14 protein-coding genes and 2 pseudogenes are annotated in these 24192 nt (G+C 41.6%); 6 read left to right on the forward strand and 10 right to left on the reverse strand.

The features are described from left to right. The first annotated feature begins 351 nt into the window (after nucleotides 1-351). The 3 genes from F6K52_RS11680 to F6K52_RS11690 all read left to right on the forward strand — a co-directional run bounded on the left by F6K52_RS11680 (nucleotide 352) and on the right by F6K52_RS11690 (nucleotide 3490). Nucleotides 352-945 (forward strand): hypothetical protein, encoded by a 594-nt coding sequence (locus F6K52_RS11680; RefSeq protein ID WP_293077581.1) that lies wholly within the window; start codon nucleotides 352-354, stop codon nucleotides 943-945. 1026 nt (nucleotides 946-1971) lie between these two features. Further along, complete coding sequence (locus F6K52_RS11685) at nucleotides 1972-2463, forward strand: hypothetical protein (RefSeq protein WP_293077583.1); 492 nt, start codon at nucleotides 1972-1974, stop codon at nucleotides 2461-2463. 490 nt (nucleotides 2464-2953) lie between these two features. After that, nucleotides 2954-3490 (forward strand): hypothetical protein, encoded by a 537-nt coding sequence (locus F6K52_RS11690; protein ID WP_070392171.1) that lies wholly within the window; start codon nucleotides 2954-2956, stop codon nucleotides 3488-3490. Nucleotides 3491-3652: 162 nt separating this feature from the next. Here the strand turns inward: F6K52_RS11690 and F6K52_RS11695 are convergent, their stop codons facing one another. From F6K52_RS11695 to F6K52_RS11710, 4 genes are all read right to left on the reverse strand, one after another. After that, nucleotides 3653-6772: a response regulator gene (locus tag F6K52_RS11695; RefSeq protein WP_293077586.1), complete on the reverse strand. Its 3120-nt coding sequence runs from the start codon at nucleotides 6770-6772 to the stop codon at nucleotides 3653-3655. A gap of 29 nt (nucleotides 6773-6801) precedes the next feature. Next, nucleotides 6802-10266, reverse strand: coding sequence for a GAF domain-containing protein (locus F6K52_RS11700; protein ID WP_293077588.1), 3465 nt, complete (start codon nucleotides 10264-10266; stop codon nucleotides 6802-6804). Between the two features lie 152 nt (nucleotides 10267-10418). Continuing rightward, a complete protein-coding gene (locus F6K52_RS11705; protein WP_293077590.1) occupies nucleotides 10419-10952 on the reverse strand; it encodes a chemotaxis protein CheW in 534 nt (177 codons plus the stop codon). 223 nt (nucleotides 10953-11175) lie between these two features. Next, nucleotides 11176-12246 (reverse strand): response regulator, encoded by a 1071-nt coding sequence (locus F6K52_RS11710; RefSeq protein WP_293077592.1) that lies wholly within the window; start codon nucleotides 12244-12246, stop codon nucleotides 11176-11178. Between the two features lie 1328 nt (nucleotides 12247-13574). On the opposite strand from F6K52_RS11710, the gene F6K52_RS11715 reads away from it, so the two are divergent. Next, nucleotides 13575-14861, forward strand: coding sequence for a glycosyltransferase (locus F6K52_RS11715; protein ID WP_293077594.1), 1287 nt, complete (start codon nucleotides 13575-13577; stop codon nucleotides 14859-14861). A gap of 25 nt (nucleotides 14862-14886) precedes the next feature. Then, the gene (locus F6K52_RS11720) at nucleotides 14887-16152 is read left to right on the forward strand and encodes an alpha-1,2-fucosyltransferase (RefSeq protein WP_293077596.1); all 1266 of its coding nucleotides are present in this window, start codon (nucleotides 14887-14889) and stop codon (nucleotides 16150-16152) included. A 400-nt stretch (nucleotides 16153-16552) separates the two neighbouring features. On the opposite strand, the pseudogene F6K52_RS11725 reads toward F6K52_RS11720, so the two are convergent. Beyond that, nucleotides 16553-16741: pseudogene (locus F6K52_RS11725) on the reverse strand (ISKra4 family transposase); the annotation flags it as partial. A 265-nt stretch (nucleotides 16742-17006) separates the two neighbouring features. Next, complete coding sequence (locus tag F6K52_RS11730; RefSeq protein ID WP_293077598.1) at nucleotides 17007-18608, reverse strand: SDR family NAD(P)-dependent oxidoreductase; 1602 nt, start codon at nucleotides 18606-18608, stop codon at nucleotides 17007-17009. Nucleotides 18609-19643: 1035 nt separating this feature from the next. Between F6K52_RS11730 and F6K52_RS36965 the strand changes: the two are divergent. Further along, nucleotides 19644-19784, forward strand: a pseudogene (locus tag F6K52_RS36965) (transposase); the annotation flags it as partial. 175 nt (nucleotides 19785-19959) lie between these two features. On the opposite strand, the gene F6K52_RS11735 reads toward F6K52_RS36965, so the two are convergent. The 4 genes from F6K52_RS11735 to F6K52_RS11750 all read right to left on the reverse strand — a co-directional run bounded on the left by F6K52_RS11735 (nucleotide 19960) and on the right by F6K52_RS11750 (nucleotide 23948). After that, nucleotides 19960-21072: a sulfotransferase gene (locus F6K52_RS11735; protein WP_293077600.1), complete on the reverse strand. Its 1113-nt coding sequence runs from the start codon at nucleotides 21070-21072 to the stop codon at nucleotides 19960-19962. 113 nt (nucleotides 21073-21185) lie between these two features. Continuing rightward, entirely contained in the window at nucleotides 21186-22223 is a 1038-nt protein-coding gene (locus tag F6K52_RS11740; RefSeq protein WP_293077602.1) for a class I SAM-dependent methyltransferase, read from the reverse strand. Next, complete coding sequence (locus tag F6K52_RS11745; protein ID WP_293077604.1) at nucleotides 22220-22675, reverse strand: isoprenylcysteine carboxylmethyltransferase family protein; 456 nt, start codon at nucleotides 22673-22675, stop codon at nucleotides 22220-22222. Before F6K52_RS11745 ends, F6K52_RS11740 begins: the two co-directional genes overlap by 4 nt. 151 nt (nucleotides 22676-22826) lie before the next feature. Then, nucleotides 22827-23948 carry a 3-oxoacyl-[acyl-carrier-protein] synthase III C-terminal domain-containing protein gene (locus F6K52_RS11750; RefSeq protein ID WP_293077606.1) on the reverse strand — a complete coding sequence of 374 codons (1122 nt, stop codon included), beginning with the start codon at nucleotides 23946-23948 and terminating at the stop codon, nucleotides 22827-22829. Nucleotides 23949-24192: the final 244 nt, after the last annotated feature.

Here is a 24192-nt window from a genome sequence, read left to right on the forward strand (position 1 = left end):
TAGGGCGCGTAGCTTTGCGATTGGTCGCTAAGTGTGATAATTTCCTTGAGTGCTTATCGATACTGATTTAAAGCGAGCAAATCCCACACCATTTACCCCAAAATAACCTCTGGGGAGTGTTGTAATTTGTTTTTACCTGGTAGTCGATGTCGCACTGCTATCTTCAATGGCCTAAGACTTGGTTTCTTAGGAACCGATTCTTGTCGGGGTCGAGAAGACAAAGATACTGAAGACAATGTGAAATTATTCTTATGATTACTCAGTCACCACCCAGTAACTGGCGACTTAAGCCAGGTTATCTGAGCTATAGTGGCTCTCAGTTTGAGTCCGTTCACATTCTTTTGACGGTTTTTGGCCGATCGCCATTCCTCTAATCCTCTATCGACTGGCTCTTTACTGTCCAACAATCCCAGCTGTGAATGGGGCAAGGGGCAGCCATTCGAAAAAGTGATCGACTCTCCAGAAGCAATGGCTGCGTTGATAGCAAATCCTCAGTTGTTTCGACATGCGATCGCAATTATTGAACCTTGGAAACATGTGGGCTGTAACCCCCTAGGTGAGGAAGTCCGTGCCTCGGTTAATGTGGCTTATTTGGCGCAAAAAGTTGCTGACTGTGATTCAATTCTCTTTCCCTATTGGGCCTCAGGTCCGTTAGATTTGGAGCGACTCATCCCCGTCATCAGCTCAGGATTGGCAATTGTGGTAGAGGGGGGGGATCCATCTGTCCGCAATCCTTCTACCTTTGCAGGGGCAAGTTGCTCCCATCAGGATCTTCTCCGTCTATCTGAGCAAATTCTCCTCTCTCGGACTCCTGCAAGCGCACCTGCCATATTTATTTGTTTAGGGCAGCAGCTTGCGGCTCAGGCGATCGTTTACCTGTCAGTTTCATCCGGAATTGCTGGCAGATCTGCGGGTGGTGGGCTTGCGGCAGCCCCCTTCCTATGAAGAGTTGAAGTAGGATGATGGGGTACGGCTATTTGCACGTTTGTTGTATGCCGGTATGCAGGGATAATGATCTCAATTCTACAGGCAGACAGCTCGATCATCTATCTCGTATTAAATTGATTTGTTAGCGGTAGCATAACGCGCCCTACAACAGGCCAATCGAGCTGAAAAAGGGGTGGCTGTTTAATTACTAAAGTGTTCGGTTTCTTTTGATAGTGGCTAAAACGAACATGAACCAGGTAACGGTACCTGGTTCATGGCTATACTTATTCAACAAAATATCTAGCTAGGGTTTACAGAGTCTTACAGCCGACGCTCAACAAAAAAGTATATTCCTCCATTACTTACTTTCCTGAGTGCTTTGGCTTTTGATGTTTTAACAGTTTGGCTAGCCTAAGACGCTGAACAAAGATGCTTCAGATCATTACCACTAGCTAGTTAAAACATCGACCAATTAGGGCTAGACATGGTTTTAGTTGTCTAGGGTAGGTAGGAACTAAACTCAATTACTCCCATTCATGGTTATTTAACGCCTACCCTACATGTCTTGTTAATCTCTACGACTAAGTTTCTAGGGCTGTAAGTTCTTCAGGACAGGAGGCACAGTCCTGAATTCCGATTGGTTTGTGTGCCTATGATTAATGTATCAACTTGGCTGAACTTTTGGTAGACTCTGTTCAGAGAAATTTGCTTAACTTAAAATTTGTTTAAAAAACCTCTGAATTCGTAACGTTCGACAAATCCTATAGGACTTACGGCGCAAACCCGGTTATTGAGGGTCATTACACCGATTTCAGCCTTTGACTGATAAGAGAAAGCTGCTTTTAAGGGTCTTGCTGTGTAAGCCCTTTACTAATTATTGATTCGAGAATATCCCACCCTCAGTAACTCTTCCGCAATCCAATTTGACCCTAGGTATAGGGATAAATGGGTAAATTAGGGCATGGGATAATATAGATTTTATTTTGATTTATATGTTAAGCATTTTGTTAGTTTGTATTACTTAACCAATGCTTTAGATCTGATGTGCATTCTGTATTTCTTGCTACTATACTCGAAGAAAACCTTAGAGCTGACTTAGGGATTAAAAACAATCTGATGAAGAAGTTGTTAATTACGCTATTGGTAGCACTGTGCTTGGTTACAACACTATTTCTAACCAGCCCTGCCACTGCACTAGCTAAAACTACACTTTACCCAGGTGAAGAACTCAGAAGAGGTGATTTCATAACCTCTCCGAATGGTCAATACAAGTTCATTCAGCAAGAAGATGGAAACCTCGTTCTCTACAACGGTTCTGGAGTCCCTTTGTGGAATAACGAGCAAAAGGGCAAAGCGGTGAGTAGAACGATCATGCAGGATGATGGCAATCTTGTTACCTATGGATACCCTGAGGCACTTTGGTCTTCTCTTACTAGTGGCAGTCTAGGTGCTTACCTCATGCTCCAGGATGATGGGAACATTGTAATTTATCAGCCCAATCCCAATCCAATATGGACTACTAATACTGTTGAGTAAATCACTTTTTAATGTGAGGGGTGACACCCCTCAATAAATCTGCTATATTGTGATTATGTAGATGCACCCTGATGATCAAGAGAGCTTGAAGACGGCTCTCTTATTTTTTTTTGGGGAAAGGGATCGATGCAGGAGATCTCAAAAGCCGTGTGTACTCATTCAAAAACAACGCAATATAAACAACGCAGAACTACCCTATGGGATTGGCCTAAGGCCACGCTTCGCTCCGGAAGCTAAGCTTCCGCGCTTATGCGATTAGCCCTAAGGGCGTTGGCTAGCGATGAAGCAAAGCTTCCGCCAAAGGCGATCGCATACTCTGTATATATCTGTAGATCTAATCAGGTATGAGAGGATGGGGGGTGAGTTTTCTGATTCCTCCACCCCTGCTCTAGGTGAAATTTATCCTCTTGCGTAAAAAGGAAAGACTTGGGTGATAACTATATAGGTGCATCCCAGATTGACTTGAGCAAGTTGTGATGAGGAAATAAACATGAAAAAAGCACTATTAATCGGAGCGTTATTGGCCCAGACTACAACATTTGGTGCTAGTAAAGCCCTGGCTCAGGTTCCTGATTGGGTGATGGATGGAGCAGGATGTGTTCCCATTGATTCTGCTATACAACAAGACCTTTATCTGATCACGGCGGGACGGATTAAGTTCAAACCAGAAAAAACCGGTTCAATTACTGTCATTTGTCCAGTGTCTGTTAATGTTAAAAATGCCAACACCATTAGTGTTTCCTACCGTGATTCGACGGGAAGAAGTACGAATGCTCGTGTCACAGCAGCACTACGACGCATTAGAAAGCGTGATGGTGCTGTTAATACTGTCTCTGGATTAGTTTTTAATTCGGATACCAGAAGGGAAACTGCTTATACCTTCGAGGGAAGTTCAACCAGTAGTGAATCAGGTCATACCTTTGACCATTTCAATTACTACTACTATGTACAGACTGCCCTGGTTCGGAGAAGCTCAAGCAATATCGTCGAGTTTGGTGGAGTTGAGCTAGGAAGAGTTATTTTTTAAGTCTGATCTCAATAGCACCCTCGTTAACGCTGAAACTTTGACGAAATAAGCGATGGAGTCGAGTCCGGTTAATCACTTCGTCTTTAGGTAAATCGTTAATTATTAATTGACGAACAACTAAAAATGATAAGTAGTCAACCGGACATGATATTACCAGCAAGATTAAATCAATAGGTCTTCCACAATAATTTCATTTAACGTTTTCAATAACTCCCGCTCATTGTAGGGCTTAGAAAAATAGCCAGATGCACCTAAAGTCATAGCTAGTTTGCGATGCTTAGAACCACTCCGGGAGGTGAGCATAATAATGGGTAAGGTATTTAAGCGTGGCTCTCCTTTGACCCGAGTTAAAAAGCCGTAGCCATCCAGCCTGGGCATTTCGATGTCACAAATAATCGCTTTAACCTCTAATCCCCGAAGCAGTTTTTCTATCCCATCCTGACCATCTTTGGCGTGTTCTACAATATACCCAGCTTTTTCTAATCCCAATGCCAACATCCGGCGCACGTTAATCGAGTCGTCAATGATTAAGATGGTGTCTTTGGTACTTGGTTGTATCCCGATTGAGGGAGGTTGTTGCTCCACAAATCTCTTTGAGGTGGAGTCATGTTGTGGGGATAAACTCTCTAGGTTAGTGGTGCGCTGACAACTGATTATCCAGCGTACCATCGCGTTGGCGTCTACCAGAGGAACCACTCGACCGTTACCAAGAATGGTACAGCCGCTAAATCCATCAGGTAACCCTAGGGTTCCTTGTACTTGACGCACGGTGACTTCTCGCTCTCCCCAGGAGCGGTCTACACACAGGCCGATTAATTGCTCGCCTTGATTGATAATTAGAATAGTAGGTTCATTAATGCTCGGGGTTTCTTCTAGGGTGGTGACCCGACGGCGACAGTAAAATTTCAGCCACTTTTTCAGGCGAATCAGGGACACCATTTTCCCTTGCCAGTTAATGACTTCGTTGCCTAGGGTAGTTAAGATTTGCTGGGATTTCAGCATCAGCATCTCTTGAATCACATCGATGGGAAATGCCAAAAGCATGCCGTTACTTTCCACTAGCAGGATGCGTGCTACCGATAGGGTAAAAGGGACGGTGAGGGTAAAAGTCGTTCCCCAACCCGGTTGGGTATCGACTCGGATATCCCCCCGGATTTGCTTGAGGTTGTTGCGCACTACATCCATCCCCACACCACGACCAGATAGGTCGGTTACTTGATCAGCTGTACTAAATCCGGGTTCAAAAATCAGAGAAAGCAATTCCTGGTCACTGGCGCTGGCGAGCAGCTCCTGGTCTAATCCCATTTCCTCTGCTCTGGCTCGGATTTTGCTTAAATTAATGCCTTTACCATCATCACGGAGGGTAAGCTGGGTCTGGTTCCCCCTGTGGGTGGCTTTGATTTCAATAGTTCCCTTCGCCGGTTTCCCCATAGCCTGACGGGTGCTAGGGTCTTCAATGCCATGGTCGAAGGCATTGCGCAATAAATGCATTAGGGGGTCACTCAGGGTTTCCAGGATGGTGCGGTCAATCAGGGTACCTTTCCCCACTACCTTCAGTTCTACTTGTTTGCCATGCTCCACACACAAGTCCCGCAAAGCTCGGGAAAATCGTCCCACTAAATCAGATAAGGGACGCATCCGAACCTGAGTGAGATTGGTTTGCAGCTGCTTGGCGGTTTTGTTTAATTCATGGGCAATGCCATCAGTATCGTCTAGGGTCAATTCCAAGTCGCTGGTGACTTCTTCGATTTGAACAATGGTTTCCATCACCTCCCTTGATAGCAGGTGCAAGTCGCTGTAGGAATCCATCTCTAAGGCATCAAACCCTTCAACAGTAATAGCTAGGGGAGCAGGGGAAGCAGAGGAAGCAGAGGACACAGAGGAAGATACCGAAGATGGCAGGAAAAGTCCCTCGGGTTTGTTGGTTTCCCCATCCCCCTGTCTTCCTGTCATTCCTTTTGGGGTGGCAATCTGGTCATAAGATGTGCGGAGCTTGTGATTGGAAGCTTCGAGAATCTTGACCCGGCGGCTGAGGTTGTCTACTAGGGTGCGCAGTCGTCCCAGTTGCAGCGAAAGACCATTGCGCTCGATAGTCAGTTCTCCAAACAAGTCATTGAGTCGATCCAACTGTCGCACAGGAATGCGCACAGTATTTTCCTGGTGTGGGTCTTTTGAGGAGTCTTCCTGATTGTTCTCCCTCAGGAAGATGGGTTCAGGGGAAGGGGGAGAAGACAAGGGAGGGGGAGAAGACAAAGCAGAGGGGGAAGAGAAGGCAGAGGGGGAAGAGATGTGGAGATTGCTATCCACCCATTGAAATACGTTTACTTCCCCTTGGTCTTGCTGGTCTTGCTGGTCTTGCTGGTCTTGCTGGTCTTGCTGGTCTTGTTGCTCTTGCTGGTATGTCTCATCCTCTTGTCCGACTAGTTCTGGGTGATCGGTTTCCAATTCCCCAACTAATATAGCTTCCTCTGCCACCCCTGGGTCTGTAGCTCCTCCTTGATTCTCCTGAAACTCCCTAGCTTCCAGGCAGCGGGGTAAATGAGTCAGTTGACCTACCAGTACCAACGCCTGGGATTGCCGCCACACCATTAGAGCTTGTTGGGCGATCGCTTCCACTTGGTCTGGGGCAACTTCTAGCTGGTGATTGATGTCTTCGCACAACTGACTAAAAGCTTCGAGCTGCAGCATTTCTCCTAACCCGCCTAATTCTTGAGCCATGATGGACACTTCTTCAAGCAAGCAGGGTTTTTCGGGGTCTGCTAACACCCCTTCTAAGCGAGCTAGACACCCTTCCACTTCTGTTTCAAAGAGCATGGCAGTCACATTAGTGCCATCCTCTGCTCCTAGCATAGTGCTAGCATCATCTGCTACCGGATCCCCTAGAATCTCGTGCAGTTGATCAAAGACTGGGTTAGCTATGGTTTCTAGCCATTGGGAGTCTACCCGATTCCCCTGACGGTTGATATCGAGTACCTGGCGCAGACAGTCTACCCCCTGTAGGAGTAGACTTTCGAGTTGGTTTTCGATTGCGATCGCATTTTTCTTAGCCTTGAGAACTTTAAATGAATCCTCTAAGCGGTGAGTTAGGTGACTCAAGGTACCATATCCCATCATCCCAGCTCCCCCTTTGACAGAATGAACCGCTCGCAGAATCCCATCCATTTTCTGACTATCAATGGGAGCGCTGGCTAAACCCAGCAGCACCGATTCAATGGTATCTAAGTATTCCTTTGCCTCTTCCAGAAACTGTAGCTGAATTTCCAGTTCTTTGTCCTGTGACATCTGTAGTGGTTGTGGTTAGTGGTTAGTGGTTAGTGCTTCGTGGTCAAAGCGTGATAATTCTGATCAACTTTAAACTTGCCAACCGATGTTTGTAATTCTTCAGCAATACTGACAGTGTCTTGGAGGGAGTGGGAGATATGTTCTGTTGACTGGTAGGTGCGTTCTGAGATTTGGGCAATGTCTTTCATTAAGTTTGTCACAGCGCTTGAGGTTTCCGCTTGGGAAACTGTAGCTTGGGATATGGATTGAATGAATTGGTCGATTTGGGTGGAGACGTTGAGGATTTGACCAAAACTGTCTTTGGCTTCTTGAACTAGATAGGTGCCTTCGACCACTTGGGTAGTCCCCAGTTCCATCGCTTCCACCACTTCGGAGGTGCCTTGTTGGATGTTGTCTACAATTTGTTCAATTTCTTTGGTGGCGGTGGCGGCGCGAGCAGCGAGTTCCCCAACTTCTTCGGCAACTACGGCAAATCCTTGCCCCTCTTCCCCAGCCCGGGCGGCTTCTATGCCAGCGTTGATCGACAATAGGTTGGTTTGTAGGGCAATTTGGTTAATAAATGCTACAACTTGGGAAATTTGCTGGGAGGATTCCCCGAGTCGCTTGACTTTTTTTGCAGTTTCTGCTATTGTATCACGCAATATTAGAATACTGACAACAGAGCGCTCAATAGCGTGGGTGCCGCTTTGGGCGGTGTTGGCAGCGGTATGGGCGACGGCAGCGGCTTGGCGGGCGTTGAAGGCTACCTCTTGAATAGAACTAGTCATTTGAGCCACAGAATCTAGGGTGTGGGTGATTTCCTGGGTTTGTTGAAGTGCTGCTTCAGACAGTTGAGCAATAGCTCCGGCATTGTCCCCAACGGACTGGTTTACCTGAGTGGCAGCAGTTTTGACTTGGCTAACAATCCCTCGTAGACTTTCGATTACAGCATTGAAGAAGTCAGCCACAGTGCCAATTTCTCCACTGAGGATCTCAGCCCTTACCGTGAGGTCCCCTTGGGCAGCTCCTTCCACTTTATTAACCAGTTCTAACAGTTGCAACTGTAGGGCTTCCCGTTGTTGCTGTTGTTCCTGGGAAACTACTTCCGCAGCAATGCGGGCTTGTTTGAGCTGGTCTACTAGCTTGGCTTGCTCAAGGGCAAAGCCCAATTGAATCGCCATCTGCCTGAAAAAGTTGATGTCTGATTCTTGCCAATGCCGGGTACCAGAACACTGATGGGTCACCAACAGTCCCAATAATTTGTCGTCCGCTAAGATGGGGGCGACTAGGTTAGCTTTGACTTTAAACGGTTCAAGTTGACCCAAGTAACACTCACTCAAGCCTGCCTGGTAAATGTTACCGAAGGCACTCACTCTACCCTGCTGATACTTTTCCACATATTGGTGGGTAAAACAGGGGTCAGCAATTTCTGCTCCTAGGGATTTTGGCCAGCCATGACCTACGGATTCGGCGACAATAGTTCCTTGCCAATTTTCGTCAAACAGATAGACTAGAACTCGGTCGGTTTTCAGAGCTTCTCGGATGCCACTGGTGGCTGACTGGTAGATTTCCTCGACTGTGAAAGATTGCCGAATACGGGAGGTAATTTCAATAACTTGCCCAGCTCGGTCGGCTTCAGCGGTCTTCACTGTGGCGAGACTCGCACTGCTTAAGGCTAGTCCTAAGTGGGTGGCTAATTCCTGTAGAAAGTCAATTTCATCGGTGCGCCATACCCGAGTCCTAGAACACTGATGAGCTACCAATAAGCCAATTAGATTATCGACCCCTACAATCGGCACCACCAGGTTTGCCTTCACTTGCAGTCGGTTCAACAACTGCATATGGCCCGAGGAATATTTCTGTGCTTGGACATCACTGGTGGGCACAACCCGTCCCTTGCGGTAGGCTTCCAGCAATTTTCTGGGAATACAAGCATCAGTGATTTCGTGGGCGATCGCTTTTGGCCAAGGGGAGTCTACCGCTTCAGCCACAATGGTTCCCCGATAGCCTGGGTCAAAATAATAGATCACCACCCGCTCAGCAGCTAACTTTTCCTTAGCAGCATTAACCACTAAATCAAAGGCATGGGCTTTCTCATCAGGTTTAGCAGCATGAGTGACAACATCAGTAAATAACTGGGCCTTATTTAGGGAAGCTTGTTGGTTAGCAACTAAGGTCTGTAGCTGAGATGCCATGCGGTTGATATTTGACCCAAGTACCCCTAGCTCATCAGTTCCCACTAGCTCCAAACGGGTATCCAGTTCCCCTTCGCCGAGGGCTTTCACTGCTTTGGTAGCTGCTAACAGGGGACTGGTCAAACGGTTAGCCAGATAGACAGCTACTGCCGCAACTAATAAGGTGGTCAGGGAGGTTCCTAGGGTCAGGGTCAGGAGTAATTGCCGCTGGGGCAGAAATGCGTTCGCATAGCGTGGCCAACGGCCAATCGCATCTGGGGTGCCCATCACTACTACCCAGGGCAGGTCTGGTAAATCGTTGATTTTACTTAAATCGTTGTTTTTACTAAAGGGGGTATAAGCTAGCATATCCTGATGCTTTTTGACCCGATTAGCTGTGACTAGAGTATTTGGTTTATCAGCAGTTAGCAGTTCTTTGGCGTCCGGGAATACCTTGGTTAGGGGCTGATTAACGATTTTGCTTTGGTTGGAGAGAAAAATTTTACCGTTGGTAGTATTGATTAAGTAAAGTTCTTCGCGTTCGCTGCCCATCAGGTTGATCGAATCTTGAAGGTATTGGATGGGCATCCGGGATTGGATAATTGCGACCAGCTTTTTTGTATTTTCGTCAAGTACCGGTGCAGCTAAGTAAAGGGATAACTGACCAGAAGCATCCGAGTGTATCGGTTGACTAATCGCCGGTTGTTTGGTCTTGATCACCTGCTCAAAATAAGACCGGGAGCTGGGATTATCTACAGGAGTCTGATTAGATTTGGCAATGACTTTGCCGGTTAAGTCGAAAACAGCTATACTGTCGTAGACTTGGTAAATGTCTAGGTAGCGGTTTAATAATAGGGCTTGTCTTTCCGAAAGGGAGGTTTGCCGCTGTTGACTGGAATTAGTAAAAACTGGGAGCGTAGCTAGAAATCTAATATCCGCATAGCGGTCTTGTATGAAGCCCTTGAGGTTCTCTTCTAGGCTAACTACCCTGGCAATGTTGTTTTGGGAAATTTCTTCGGTAATAGATTGGTTGGCTAAGTGATAGGCAATAGAGCCAATCAGTAGTACAGGAATAGTGCCTAGGGTGATAAATAATGATGTTACTTTAGTTTTTAAGCTGAGTTTAAGACCCCCAGAGCTTTTGGAGCTGCTAGGTGTTTTAGTGGAGCCTATCAGCTCAACCCCATCCTGATTGGAGTTTTCGGTTACTTCTGTCCTAGTCACATTTATAACTGAGTCCAATTCGGCATGGTGACGATACCTGTCTTTGCTTACCCCCTGACTCTTTAAATCCTTATTATTTTCACTATTATATATTGATTTATCAAATTGTTTCACCATAAAAAAGCACCATTACCTGGCTACTAACTTAGTTTTTATAAAACCATTGATATATCTATTATCTTAAAAAAAAATGCTCTGTGTTAGGATAGTCTTAAATTAAGAATCAACAATTAACAGCTGGCATTGAGCTTAAGTCAATTCCCGTTAAATTAGGTATTGTGTAAAAGAGATGAAGCCATAATTGCCAAACCATCTAGTACTAACAAAATTTCTTGTTCTTGCAAAGCGCATCCCCTTAAGTAGGGAACCAAACCCGATGACACTTGTCCCAGTGGAGATTGAATACAATCGGGTGTTAGTCGCAACACCCCTTCAATGCTTTGGACGGCAATCCCTAAAGACGCTGATTGATTACGCAGCGTCACTATGTTGTACTGTTGAACATTGGTTTGTAGCGTCGGTAAACCTAGCATTTGAGCTAGATCAATTACCCACAACACACGAGAGCGCCGATTCATCAACCCCTGTACGTAGAAAGGCATATTTGGCATGGGAGTCAGACGCTCTTGGGGCAAGACTAGAACTTCCTGGGCTTGATGCATAGATATAACCGCAGGGGTTTGTTCATTTAACAAAAATTTAAGATAAGCATCCCCGATATTCTTGTGTTCTTCAGATGCTTTGGTTATACTAGCTAACTGAGACCAGGTCTGAGGGGTATGGGCAAGTGCTGGCGTATTCATTAATTCACAATTTAACCTATGTGATCATACCAATAATTGGTGAGTTTATAATTGGTGAGTTTTTCAAAGTATTGGTTAGGTCAACTATAACCAATAGAATAATCTATAATAATAACCTATAGAGGGATATGTATTTATAATACCACCCTAAATGTCTTAATAAATCAACACCGAATTCAGCTTTTTATCCTTAATAGATATAAGGGAGATAGTTCCAAAATGATTATTTGAGATGTTTAAACACTATCTTGAGGAGATCGGATTGGTTAAACGGTTTAGTCAAGTAACCAGATGCTCCAACAAGTTTAGCCTTAGCTCGGTCTAGGAAACCAGTATTGCCAGTTACCATAATAATTGGGGTATGTTTAAAAAGTGAATGCTTTCGTAACAAAGAACATAGCTCATAACCATCTAAGTTTGGCATGGCAACATCGAGCAAAATTAGGTCAGGCTTAATACGGATAATTTGCATTAATGCCCTAACTGGGTCATTAATCATGACAACAGAGAAACTTTTATCTTCCAAGAAGGAGTTGATGGCATTTAAAACACTTGTACTATCATCAATGCAAGCAATCTTGTAAGTTTTACTGGTAGACGTTGGTTTTTGATTAACCGATGTATTATACTGGAAGCTCTGCTCTAATTGAGCCGACTTATTTACAGAGGGTTCGTGAATTGAGTTCAATTGTGTAGAATTTCCGATGGGGACTACAGAATGAGAGCTATAGGGATTATTCACTGGCTTTGAGTTAGAAGAGTGCTGATGTTGTAACTGTTCGTAACAATGTTCAACAATTGTGCGAAGGTCAAGCCTACAAAATTTAGGCAAATCCTCAGATGGATTAGTTTCCAGTAATTGGTAAGTTCCTTCTTTCTCTGAGAGCAGAGAACCTATTACGTCTTCAGCCAATTCTTCGATCAGACTTGCTGCCTGAACGGAATTAAGATAATGTTGATTCACCAACCAACAAATTGCTTGGTAATCTGAAGGATAATTGGAATGACTGTTTAAGTTGGCTTCAAAGATCAGGCGAACCTGAACCCGAACCGCACTAACAAGGGTAGGAATTCTACGACTTAGACGAGATAAGTAATGATCTAGGCGATCAAATGGGTTGATGGAGTTTGAAGCATAGACTAATTTACCATTTTCTAGATAGATTGACCAAGAAACTGAACCACTAGATACTTGTAAACATCCATTGGCATGACGACTGGATAATTGAGCCAATAAGGAAAGGGGGTTTAGTTTTTTATCATGTCTGTAGCTATTGATGTAGGTGGAGTTCATTTTTCTCTAATCCGCTGTAAATCAATTGATGAAAAAAAATCAATACTAATGATTGATTGACTTGGCTTAATAGTTAGCTACATCTTAGCTAAGGGATATTCCGGAAAGTTTTCTTGAAGTGAAATTATTTTTTTAACTAAAAATCGATTTTCAAAACAAATAACAGCCATACCCAAACTAAAACTGTACAATAAGTAATGTGACTAGTAAAGATTACCTAATCAACTTAGGTAGTAGCTGCTTCCCTGAATTGGATATCTCAGAAATGAATGGGATCTGAGATTCAAAAATTAAACGGTTTTAAGTTATTTAAAAAAAAATGAGGGGTGGATTCTCATTTGCATTGCACCATGACATCCAAGAGTGAAGGGTAACTATAGTAAGCTTGGATACACCCTCTAGGTACAGAAAAACTTTCCTAACACTAGATTTACCAAAAATTCACTCGTTGTCCATTATCATAACAAGCTTGTGTATCATCTGTGTAAAGCTTACATAAATAGTTTTTTAAATGGATGAAGTTAGTGTAATTACTGAGTGAATCTTTAGTAGCTGGGAGAGAATATTAACAAACAGTGGATCATGGGAAAACTTTCGTCATTTATCCTGATAGTCGGCAGTACTGCCCTAATAAATAAGAAGCGTAGCTAAAATTACTTTAAGATTTGGCTAATGACATTAACGACAAGTTAGTTACTATAACCAAAATTGCACTTGTCAATAGCATTATTTTAAAGTTAGAATTGATGGAGCTCGAATAAGCTGTTACACACTGAACTTGCACAGAGAAGTAGGACTAGCCTAGGGCAAGTCGAAGAAAGCGTCTACGTTTATATACCCCCTATATAACCCTACTATGCAGGGGTTTGGGGGGTTAGTGCAAGATATAAGGTATAATAGTATACTACTATAGTAATTACTTTGTATGATTACCAGGAAAGAAGTGCTTGCCATCAGCAGGGTGATTTGGTAAAGACTTTTTCCGCTCTACAGGGATTTGCAAAAAAAATAGTTAAGTTAAATAAGACGTTACTTCGGCAGTCTAGCCTGGGAGAAATTGTTCCCCACTCTAGGAATAACGTTAGGAATAAACTGATCTGGATGCTAGCTACCGTTAACAATTAATAATCAAGGCTAGGAATGCTTCGGAAGCAGTTCCAATGGCCATATCTTGTCATTTTATTGATTGGTTAGACACGTATGGGGAACTATTGATCCCTTACAAAGCCAGTTGAAGTTGCATTAAATCGTGATTTTTTTCTCAAGTCTCATTAAATCGGGCTATAGTTATAAACTCAATTCCAAACGTCTTTTGCTGATCAAATATCATGAGTCATTTTGGCATAATTTGTCCTGCTGCTTCTAGTCATCTTAACCTGATGACTAATTTAGGTTACGAACTGAAACAGCGTGGTCATCGCGTCACCGTATTAGGAATTGAAGACGCTCAACCAAAAGTTCTAGCTGCAGGATTAGAATTTCAGGTGATTGGCAAGTCGGATTTTCCCAAAGGAAGCACAAAGGACTCATTTACTCGACTAGGTAATTTGAGTGGATTTAAGGCATTCACTTATACCATGAATAGGATGCTCAATATAGCCAAAATATTACTTCGGGATGCTCCAGAAGTCATTAAAGCAGCAGGTATAGAGGTATTGTTAGTCGATCAAGCTTCTCCAGAAGGAGGAACTATCGCTGAGTATCTAGACATTCCTTTTGTTACTGTGTGTGCTGCCGTAATCCTGAATCGGGAAATAAGTATTCCTCCGTTTTTCAAGTCCTGGAATTATGACCCTTCATGGTGGGGACTTCTACGGAACAGAGTGGGTTATGCACCGCTTGATCTTATAGTGATACAATCTCTGAAAACAGTTGTTAATGAGTATCGTAAGCAGTGGAATTTATCTCCCTATAATAAACCCAATCAAAACTATTCCCAGTTAGCTCAACTTAGTCAACAACCTGCTGAATTTGAATTTCCTAGAAGAAAACTACCGTCTTGTTTTCATTTTACAGGTCCCTATAGTAACCCAGCGAGTCGAGAAGCTGCGCCTTTTCCTTATGAAAAATTGACTGGACAACCACTCATTTATGCTTCTATGGGAACTTTACAAAATCGGCTTCTCTGGATTTTTAAAATGATTGCAGAAGCTTGTGTGGGATTAGATGCACAATTAGTCATTACTTTAGGTGGGGCTGCTAGTCCAGAATCTTTACCAGAATTTCCTGGAAATCCCATAGTTGTTGGCTATGCACCTCAATTAGAACTATTAAAAAAAGCGACCCTTACCATCACTCATTCAGGAATGAATACGACCCTAGAATCGTTAAGTAATGGGGTCCCAATGGTAGCTATTCCCATTGCTAACGATCAACCTGGAGTGGCGGCGCGGATCGCTTGGACAGGAACAGGGGAGGTAATACCTGTGGGCAAAGTCAGGGTGGAGAAGTTACAAAAGGCTATCAAACGAGTCTTAACCGAAGATTCCTATAAAAAGAATGCCTTGAGGCTACAAGAGGCAATTAGACGAGCAGGGGGAGTGAGTCGAGCTGCTGATATTATCGAACAGGTTGTTGCTACAGGTAAACCAGTTTTGAATTCAAAAAAACAATAACATAATTTTTAAACAAAATAATTTTATGTCTAATCAAGATACTTCATCAGAAATAATAAAAACATCTAACTACAATTCCAAGACCGAGGCAGACAGAGCTTTTGCTCTTTTGGACAGTTTTAAAAATGATAATGAAGACATTGAATCATCTTTAGATAACGAAAATTTATCTGATATTCAGCCAGTATTAACCATGTCCTCTCTTGGTAAATTTGGACGTTTTGGTAATCAAATTTTTCAATATGCTTTTTTAAAAGTTTGTGCAAAAAATAGTGGAGCAAAAGTAGAATGTCCTGATTGGATTGGTCAGACTATTTTTGGACATAACGATGCACCAATTTCTAAGCGTTTACCTCCTGCAATTGAGTATGAAGATCTGGCAAAAAGTTTATTTAATGTAGTTCCAGAATTCATTCCTTACCTAGAAAAATCAGCAGATGCTAAGAGTTATTTATTTGGTTCAGAAGTATTAGAAATAGGTCTAAGTAATTTAGATATTTGGGGCGTTTTTCACTTTCACACTCGATGCCTAAAACCTTATCAGCAATATTTTCGTTCCTTGTTTCAACCCGTAAGCGATCTTAAATTTACTTTAGAGGAGGGTTTAAATAATCTTCGTTCCAAAGGGAAAACAATCGTTGGTATTCACATTCGACGAGGAGATTACATAAAACAACCAAGGTTAGGTTTTACATTAGTATTTCCTACACAATGGTATTGTGAATGGCTTGAAGGGATATGGGAACAATTGGAAGATCCGGTTCTTTTGCTATGCAGTGACGATATCGATAGTATAATTGGCGACTTTGAAAAATTTTCTCCCGTAACTACACGGGATTTAAACATTCGGTTGCCAGAAAGCATGAAAGACTTAGACTTAGACTTCTATATCGATTTCTTTATGTTGAGTAAATGTGATGTAGTTTGCACTAGTAATAGCACTTTCAGCTTTGCTGCTTGTATGCTTAACGATCGTGCCAAAATGTTTTTCCGTCCACATTGGGATTTCTCGACGAAGTTTAAAGCCTTCGATCCTTGGGATAGTCAACCAGTTTTATGGATAGGAGATAAACAGCCAAGATTGCACAAAAGTTTAGCTGAAATTATATACTTTACGTACTCTACCCAAGGCATTTGGGTGATGCTAAAGTCTATATTTATCTACTTACCTAAAAGCTTGATCAGAGGATGGGCAATCCGAGTTTATCTTGGTTACCAAATCGAAAGCATGATTGGTGTATTTAAAACTCTATTGTCTATATTAAGTTGGCGTTCTGCTTGGAAGCGGTAAGATCAGAGGATTTCTAGATGAAAAGAGCAGGGTAAACGCATCTTGTCAATAAACAGCATATAGTTCTCAATAAAACCTGCCTTGTCTTGCTTGTCGCCCCTTCAGATTATTTCCCGATCATTACAAAGCTCTTTGATATACTCTATATCTGATTTTTTCCAGGTTTTTCTTCTACCACTTCTTGACTTATATCAGAGTCATAATTTGCCTTATATTATCTACCTGTGATTTTTTTTATCACTGTATTATGTGACCAATATATTCAGTTATAGATTTGATTAACTGTCCATTATTTAGGTCTAAAATGTGGCGAACTTAATTGGTATACGGAAAGTATACCCTCAGCATTTAAGCATATAAATTATACTAACTTTATAGTAATTTTTGGACAACTACTATCTAACAGTCGTTTCAATAGTTCGTATGCATTTTCGAGTAGTAATGTCTCTAATTTCCCATGCTCGCGCATCGCACACTGTTTCTGAACCGAGCCAATCAACTATTTGTTCAAATAGCTCTCGCACTGCTGAAAAAATCTGTCTTCATTTGAGCTAGATGGTTGCATATGTCTGACTTAATCCTGGCAAATACTGCTGTGAAGCGCCTGTCCTGTCTTTCGGTTTTTTCTCTCAAAACACTGCTAAGTAGGTGGGCTTAATTATCCGTAAAATAGCGATTGAGATTCAAAATGCTGAAAACCTATTTAATCAAGGCTTTCAGCTTCACTTTCCTATTTTTAGTTTTAACGTTTATTTATGCCCACCTACTTACAGGACAGCTTGGGGTAAAAAACTCTTCCGCATTCTATCGTGTTTCTATAAGATCCGCACCCAAAAGATATAATGTTACAGGACTTATAACAAGACAGGTTTATGATCAATAGGGCTATGCTTTTGCAAGACTTCAATAGAGGGTTGAATAACCCGCAGGGCAAGTGCTACACGAACTTGACCACTAGTATTGCGAAGTGAACGATGCATAAGTTGGTCTGTGAATAAAACAAATTCTCCGGGAGATAAAACCACAGGAACAGCTTGTTTTTCTAAGTCTTCTGTCAGCTTAAAAAAGCTATTGCCAGTAGAAGGGTCTTTCATTTTCACTAAAACATCCTGAGTGAGTTGACGATTAGTAGGGATATACTCAAATCCATTCCATTCATTAACCTCTGTTAGGGCAATGTAAACATTAATACTTTTGCCTTCCCCTTGAAGTAAATTAGGATAAGAGTCTTGATGCCAAAAAGGAATTAGTTGTTGAGAGGGATAATTGACCCAAATCTCAGAACGCCACAATACTAAGTTTTCCCCTAAATACTCTTTTAATTTCTGGATCAAAGTATCATCCTGACATATGGACCAAACCGCCTCAGAATCAAGATGCCTCTCCATGTAAAATTGTTTTTTCAATATTTCAGATAAAAGCAGCAAAAGAGAAGAAATTTTTAATTTAAACAAAAACTTTAACGCCTGATCAAATATACTCTTTATCGGTGGTTTAGGTAAAACGTCTTCAATAATCGTTTTGGTGAGCGAACCAACTTCAGTGGGAGTCATCGCCAGAGCATAGGGTTGTAAAACTCCAGCAGCATCATTATTGTTTTGGGTCTTTGTCGATTTATCTCGGTTATATCCTGTCCATAAGCAACTCCGTTTCCACAATTCTTGAGCTACGTTAGTATCTTTGACCAGTTCAGGAAGTTTGATTTCGTTCTGTTTGTAATCAAAAAATTTACCCTTCACGCCTGCTAAAGTAGAAGATGTTGCAAAAGTAACTAAACCCAAAGCACTTTCCTGAGGCGAAATACCTAACCCTAAATACTTACTTAAACGATGCATCCATGTTATATTAGAGTGAACAAATCCAGGATGAATGCTATTGACGGTTACGTTGGTATTCTCTAAGCGCCTTGTCAGTTCTTGGGTTAATACCAATAAGCACAACTTTGATAGAGCATACAATTCCATAAAATTAAAAGGTGTCTTCTTTACAAAACTCTCCCATTTGATAGAAGTAGGACGTAATGCCAAGTCAGAGCTAACCATAATAATTCTACTTGACCCTGATTTTTTAAGTGTTTCGATAAGCAAATTAGTTAAGAGAAAGTGACCAAGATAGTTAATTCCAAAGATAAGTTCAAATCCTTCTTTTGTTATCCCCCTTGTATTAAATACACCCGCATTATTCACTAATATATTAAGCGGAAGATTTCTTTCTTTAAAAAGTTTCACAAATGTGCGAACTGAATCGAGGGATGCTAAATCAAGAGGCAAAAACTCAACGTTTACATTTCCTGTAGAGGAGCGAATATACTTTACAGCTTTCTCCGCTTTATTAGCACAGCGACAAGCAATAAATACATGATGACCTAATTGAGCAAGACCAAGAGCAGTCATTAAACCTACACCTGAGTTACCACCAGTGACAATACATACCGGCTGATGTTTAGATTGATTCATATTTTTATTTTCCTAGTTGTTAACTGTAATTGATTATTTGAGCTTATAATATGGTTAATTTATTTTATTCACTACAAAGCTTAGACATCATTAAAATTAAAAACTTGATGATAGTTTAGGCAATTATAATTTATTCCAGAAGTGTTTGATTTAGTCATCAAAGTTAATCAAAATTTATGAGTTATGTCTATCTTTGAGATCCAGCAAATAAGAATGTGGCCGTTTAATTTTGCTACCAGCAATTTAGGTAAGGCAGTCTAGAGCTTGCTGACAGTTAATCAGATGATCTTAGGATAATTTTTCTGGCATAATAGAATTACATCAAACATATTGTATACTCGGGGATAAAACCTCCGCTTTCTCTGTTGAAGCTCAAAGCGCGGTTTTTTTTCTATAAATACTATATAAATTCGAACATTTTTATTATTACTAATATCTTTAAAAATGTCAACAATCAATCTAAATAATTAACTTTATTAAAAAATAAATTTAGAAAATATTTTAGTACTTAATATATAAAAAAAAGCTTGTAATTTAGTTTTATTTTATTAAGGGATCATTTAGTAGGGTAAAACGGATAGGCTAACAGAAATAACTCTGTGTGCCTGATAGTTATGAAAAACGCTGTAACTATTATTCAGTTATAAAAAAACGTTACACCTTCTCCGCCGACTCCCGACTCCCGACTCCCTTGCTCTCAAAACCATTAAATTTAAATAAAGACCAGCTGATATAACCCAAGAATTGATAGTGTAATCAGAGTCAATTCATCTATCGTTTGGACAAAGACAGTCGAAAATGTCGAAAAATAAGGTTTTGATAGTACTGATCTCGCTAATCTTACCCTTTGTGCTTGGTTTCCAACTAGCAATGGCTGATACCAGCGACTCAGCTCAAACCTGCTTACGAGGGTTACTTTACATGGAAAACGGTTGCAGTACCATAAATTGTCTCTAATTCCCCATGCTCGCGCACCGCACACTGTTTCTGAACTGAGCCAATCAACTTTTGTTCAAATAGCTCTCCCGCTGCCGTCAAACAATTAGGCGTTGTCTTGGAAAAATTATTGCTTACTTTGACAATATAAATACTCAAGGAGTAACAGAATGTATCAACAATAATCTCAAGGTAATTAAACGAAGAGCATATAGATTCATGAATTTTTATAATTTATGAATGAGATTTTTTTTGACTTAGCATTTTAATGGTTATATTTACATACTAGCTTTGGTATAACCCAAATGTTTTAGGATTGCTATATATATAGCAATCCTAAAAGTAAATGAATTTTTCGTTATTTAAATTAGTGCGTCAACTGATAGCTTATTATTTACGTATATTGTTATTTATTTTATAGTTTATTGGCGATTTTTTCAAACTTGTACTCCTGATAAACAAATGAAAGATCTTTGATAATCTGCTCTCTTGTTAAGTTAAATTCTTCAAGATTTTTGACACGATGTTTGCGTTTATAATTTTTCTGCTGTTGCGCTTGCTTTTTAATAGCTTTTTTTAATTTATTACTGGGATTAATTCCAGTAAAATCTACTATTTCTTCCCACGCTTTCTCTAAATCAGATATTAAGAAATCATAACGTATAATTCTGACGTTGCTTTCTGGTATGTCTTGATTTTTTTGAAGCTGATAAAAATAGCGATAAAGGTCTACATTATAGCGATATCGTCGTTTTTCATATCGTTTGATTTTATCGGGTGGTATATTTTTACCCCATTGGTTTTCGAGAAAGTTTCTATCCAGGGAAAGATGAGAAGGAATTGTTTCGTGAGGTGGACGAACTAAATAGATAAATTTAGCATCTGGAAATACTTCTAGCAATGTTTTAATGCGGTGAGTAGAAAAATGAATTTGCGCAATTACTTGTTTTTTACCTGTGTAATAGATATGCCGCTTTAAACAACTTTCAAAAAATTTTACTGAACTTCGACGACGAGATGCTGGTTGTTGATCATGGAAGCGAAGCTCTGGATGCTCCTGATCATCAAAGGCTAAGGGTGTGGTTAAAAGCACAAATTGAGTATCGGCTTGGTGAAGGAATAATAGTTCTTCTTCTTCTACTCTATCAAGAGAAATTCCATGTCCAATATCATCAGGTATCACTGAGTTTATATTGTGTTTAACTAAATAGTCAACCAGAGGTTTAACTAAAATACGCGCTGTCAGAGATGGCACAAAAATATGCCAAGCTTTGAATGTACTAAATTCTTCTGTCTGGGTTAATACATGATGGAGGAAAGTAGTACCACTGCGAGGGTGTCCAATGATAAATATTGGTTTCACCACCTTAATGTCACGATATTTAGAAAAGAAAATTTCATCTAAAGCCAGGCTTAGTCTCAGCAAAATAAAAGCTAATGGTGGCAGAAATACCCATAAAAAAAGCCAGTGGCTAAACCCAAATGTTTTCCAACAGGAAATAATAATTCGGTAATAAACCTTTAACATATTTTATATTCAAAATATTGATGATAAATATTTTGTAGCAATTAGAAATATATCTAGCAGTTCTCAAATTGAGAACTGCTAGAATAACTAATAAGTGTATCTGTCTAACAGACTTAGGGCTTTACTGCTACCTGTTGACCACTAGCTGGTGTTTGCCGGAACTCAATGGGTTTGCGGGGAACTAAACCTGCCTTTTCTTGCCATTTAGCTATCTCATAGAAAGACCAGTTACTACCAGCACTGGTCAAGGAGAAAAACAAATTCCCCAATGCACCCAGTTGTCCATTGTCTTTGGAAGGAAATATAGTTTTCTGAACGACGAGATGGCCTCCAGGTCGCAGAGCTTGAGCCAAACGCTGGAATAGCTCAATATTAGTTTTTTCATCAAAGTGGTGTATTAGGTTAGCCATAAAGATTAAGTCATAGGCATTGGTGCCTAGATCGTCTTTAAGAACATTCCCAGCTTTGTACACCACCCGATCGCCCATGCCTTCCTCGGCAAGGATCGGTGCTGCATATTCAATGCCCTCAGGTAAATCGAAGATGACGGCTTGAAGATCAGGGTAGCGGCGGCAGAGGGCTACTGAAAAATAGCCGTGAGAGCCACCAACATCTAGCATTTTCTGAGCACCATTTGGTACAGGTGTGTATTGGACTACCTCAGGAGCAGCTACACTAGCTATTGAGCGCATACCCCGATGATAAAGTTCCCAGTGATGGGGGCACATTTTATCGTGAGATTCCAGAGGGTCTCCAGTGCGGATGAACTCTTCTAAGTGGGTGAGCCATTCCCACGCCAAAACCCGGCTAATGGTGTAATCGTAAAGTGATGACTCATTCTCACGTAGTAGCCATTTACGGGCAACTGGAGCCAAAGAATAGCTTTCTCCTTTCTTGGCAAGGTAATTTGTAGCAACAAGAGCATCTAAAAGTTGGGTTAAAGCATGCTTGTTGAGATTACACCGCTCAGCAATTTCTTGGGCGGAAAGTGAACTTGACCCTAGGGCTTCAAACACACCTAGCTGTGTTCCTGCTATCAGAGATCGGGCTAAAATCAGGCAGGCTTGAGTTTCGATCGCAGGTTGGGGTAGTTGGCCCAAGGCAAGGGCACTCTTTTCGAGGAAGTTTTCAGGATTAATACCAACTCTCATCTAGAACTATTAGCTCCTTTAATAAATCCAATGACTGGAATAAAACGGGGTTGATTGGCAAAGACATCAGCATAGTTGGTGTCTTCGCTTAAGGCTTGTTCTTCAGTGGGAATACGCCGACTCATTAATAGAGCATTGGCGATACTGAAAACGATAGTGGTCAAGTAAGCAGTATGGATCAGAGGTAAAGCGGAAATTTCCAGAATTACTCCTAGCCAATTCGGATGCTTTAGGTAACGGTAAATTCCTGAGTTAACTACAGGCAAGCCTGGAAAGGTGATGATGGGAAGAGTCCAACGCTTTTTTAGCGATCGCATTGATAAATACCGCAAGCCTTGACCAGCTAAAGTAAGCATCAGTGCGATCGCTGCCAATCCTGGGATAAAGGGGCGGTTGAGCCACCAAACCTCGTTAATCATTGCTGCAAACCAGCTCACCTGCACTACTTTCACTATCCAAAGGGAATTTGATCCATATTCCCTTCCTCCGTTAGTAAGCAAGTATGCTGCATTCTTTTTGCTAATACGAAGTTCAATCAGTCGCTGTAAAATGACCGCAACTACAACAAGCGTGAAGATAACCTTAGTAATCATTGAGGGCTTACTACCATTGCAATAGCAGAATTTCCTGGGAGAAACCTGGTCCCATTGCCACCATCAAGCCATAACTACCTGGACTGGGCTGCTCTTGAGATAAAACTTCATTGAGCATATAAAGCACAGTGGATGAGGACATATTGCCAACTTTTTCTAAGGTGTCCCAGCTAAGCTGTACTGCCTCCTGAGTCAGTCCAAACTCTTCTTGTACAGTTTTAATTACCTTGGGTCCACCTGGATGCACAATCCAGCAGGATATATCATCTGTTGATAAGTTATGCTTGTTCAGCAGTGGGTCAATCACCTCTCGCAGTCCTCCTTTGAGATGGTCAGACACTTCAGGTCTGAGAATATTCTTGAACCCGGTATCGGCAATATCCATTCCCATCAAGTGAGTGGTATTGGGAAGCAACATTGAGGCAATATCAATTACCCGAGGTTGACCTGGCTTGGCTAAGGGATGATCGCGACCTACCATTAAAACTGCTCCCATCCCATCAGCAAAGAGTGCAGCAGTAACGATAGAGCAAATGATTTCGCTGTACAGAGAGGGGTCGTCTGGTAGTTTAGAAATCATTGTTTGCAATTCCATTTGCAACGAACCCTGCCACAGAGTAGAGGAGAGTTCACCAGCAAAGAAAATTGCAGCATCCTTGGGGTGTCCTTCTAGGTACTCTGTCACTCGCGCTATACCTGCTGCTCCACCCATACAGCCATAGCCAAACATTGGTAGTCGTTTAATGTACCGTGAGAAAGGAATGCGATTCATTAACCGAGCTTCCAGGGAGGGAACCGAAATGGTTAGTGTAGAGGAAGCGATTAATCCGATCTCCTCGGGGTCGATGCCGGTTGAAGATAACAATGACTCCACAGTTTTTTCAAAGTTATCGAGAGCAAGATTTATAGACCGCTCAGCAGTGACTCCGGGAGTCGATGGGTCAAAGAAGAAATCTAGGGAGTGGGTGAAATAACGGCCTTTGATATTGACATTGGTGAAAAAGCGGTCGATGGTATCTAGATCAAAATCTAGATTCATCGCGATGCAAAACTTTTTGACCGCTGTGGCTAGCACTTCTTGAGGATAGTAGTGCTCGGGAAAGGTGAAGGCAGTACCAGCAATAACAGGCATAGTAATTTTAGTCTTAAATAGCTTAAAAGTTAGTTGGTTGAAAGTTAGTTGGTTTAAGGTTGAAAGTTAGTCGGTTTTTCGCTTAGGGTGGGCTTTTGGCCAAGGTTGAAGGATTTTGCTGCTTTGTCAAAATAGTGGTTAGTGGTTAGCTGATTCTGGGTGGAACTGGGGAGTTTGCCGGTTACACAGTCATTCGCGATCGCACCAGTGGAGAATACCTAGCCATTTTATCAGGAGTTTTTCA

Origin of the sequence: Moorena sp. SIO3H5 (assembly GCF_010692395.1) — a bacterium.
Classification (GTDB): domain Bacteria; phylum Cyanobacteriota; class Cyanobacteriia; order Cyanobacteriales; family Coleofasciculaceae; genus Moorena.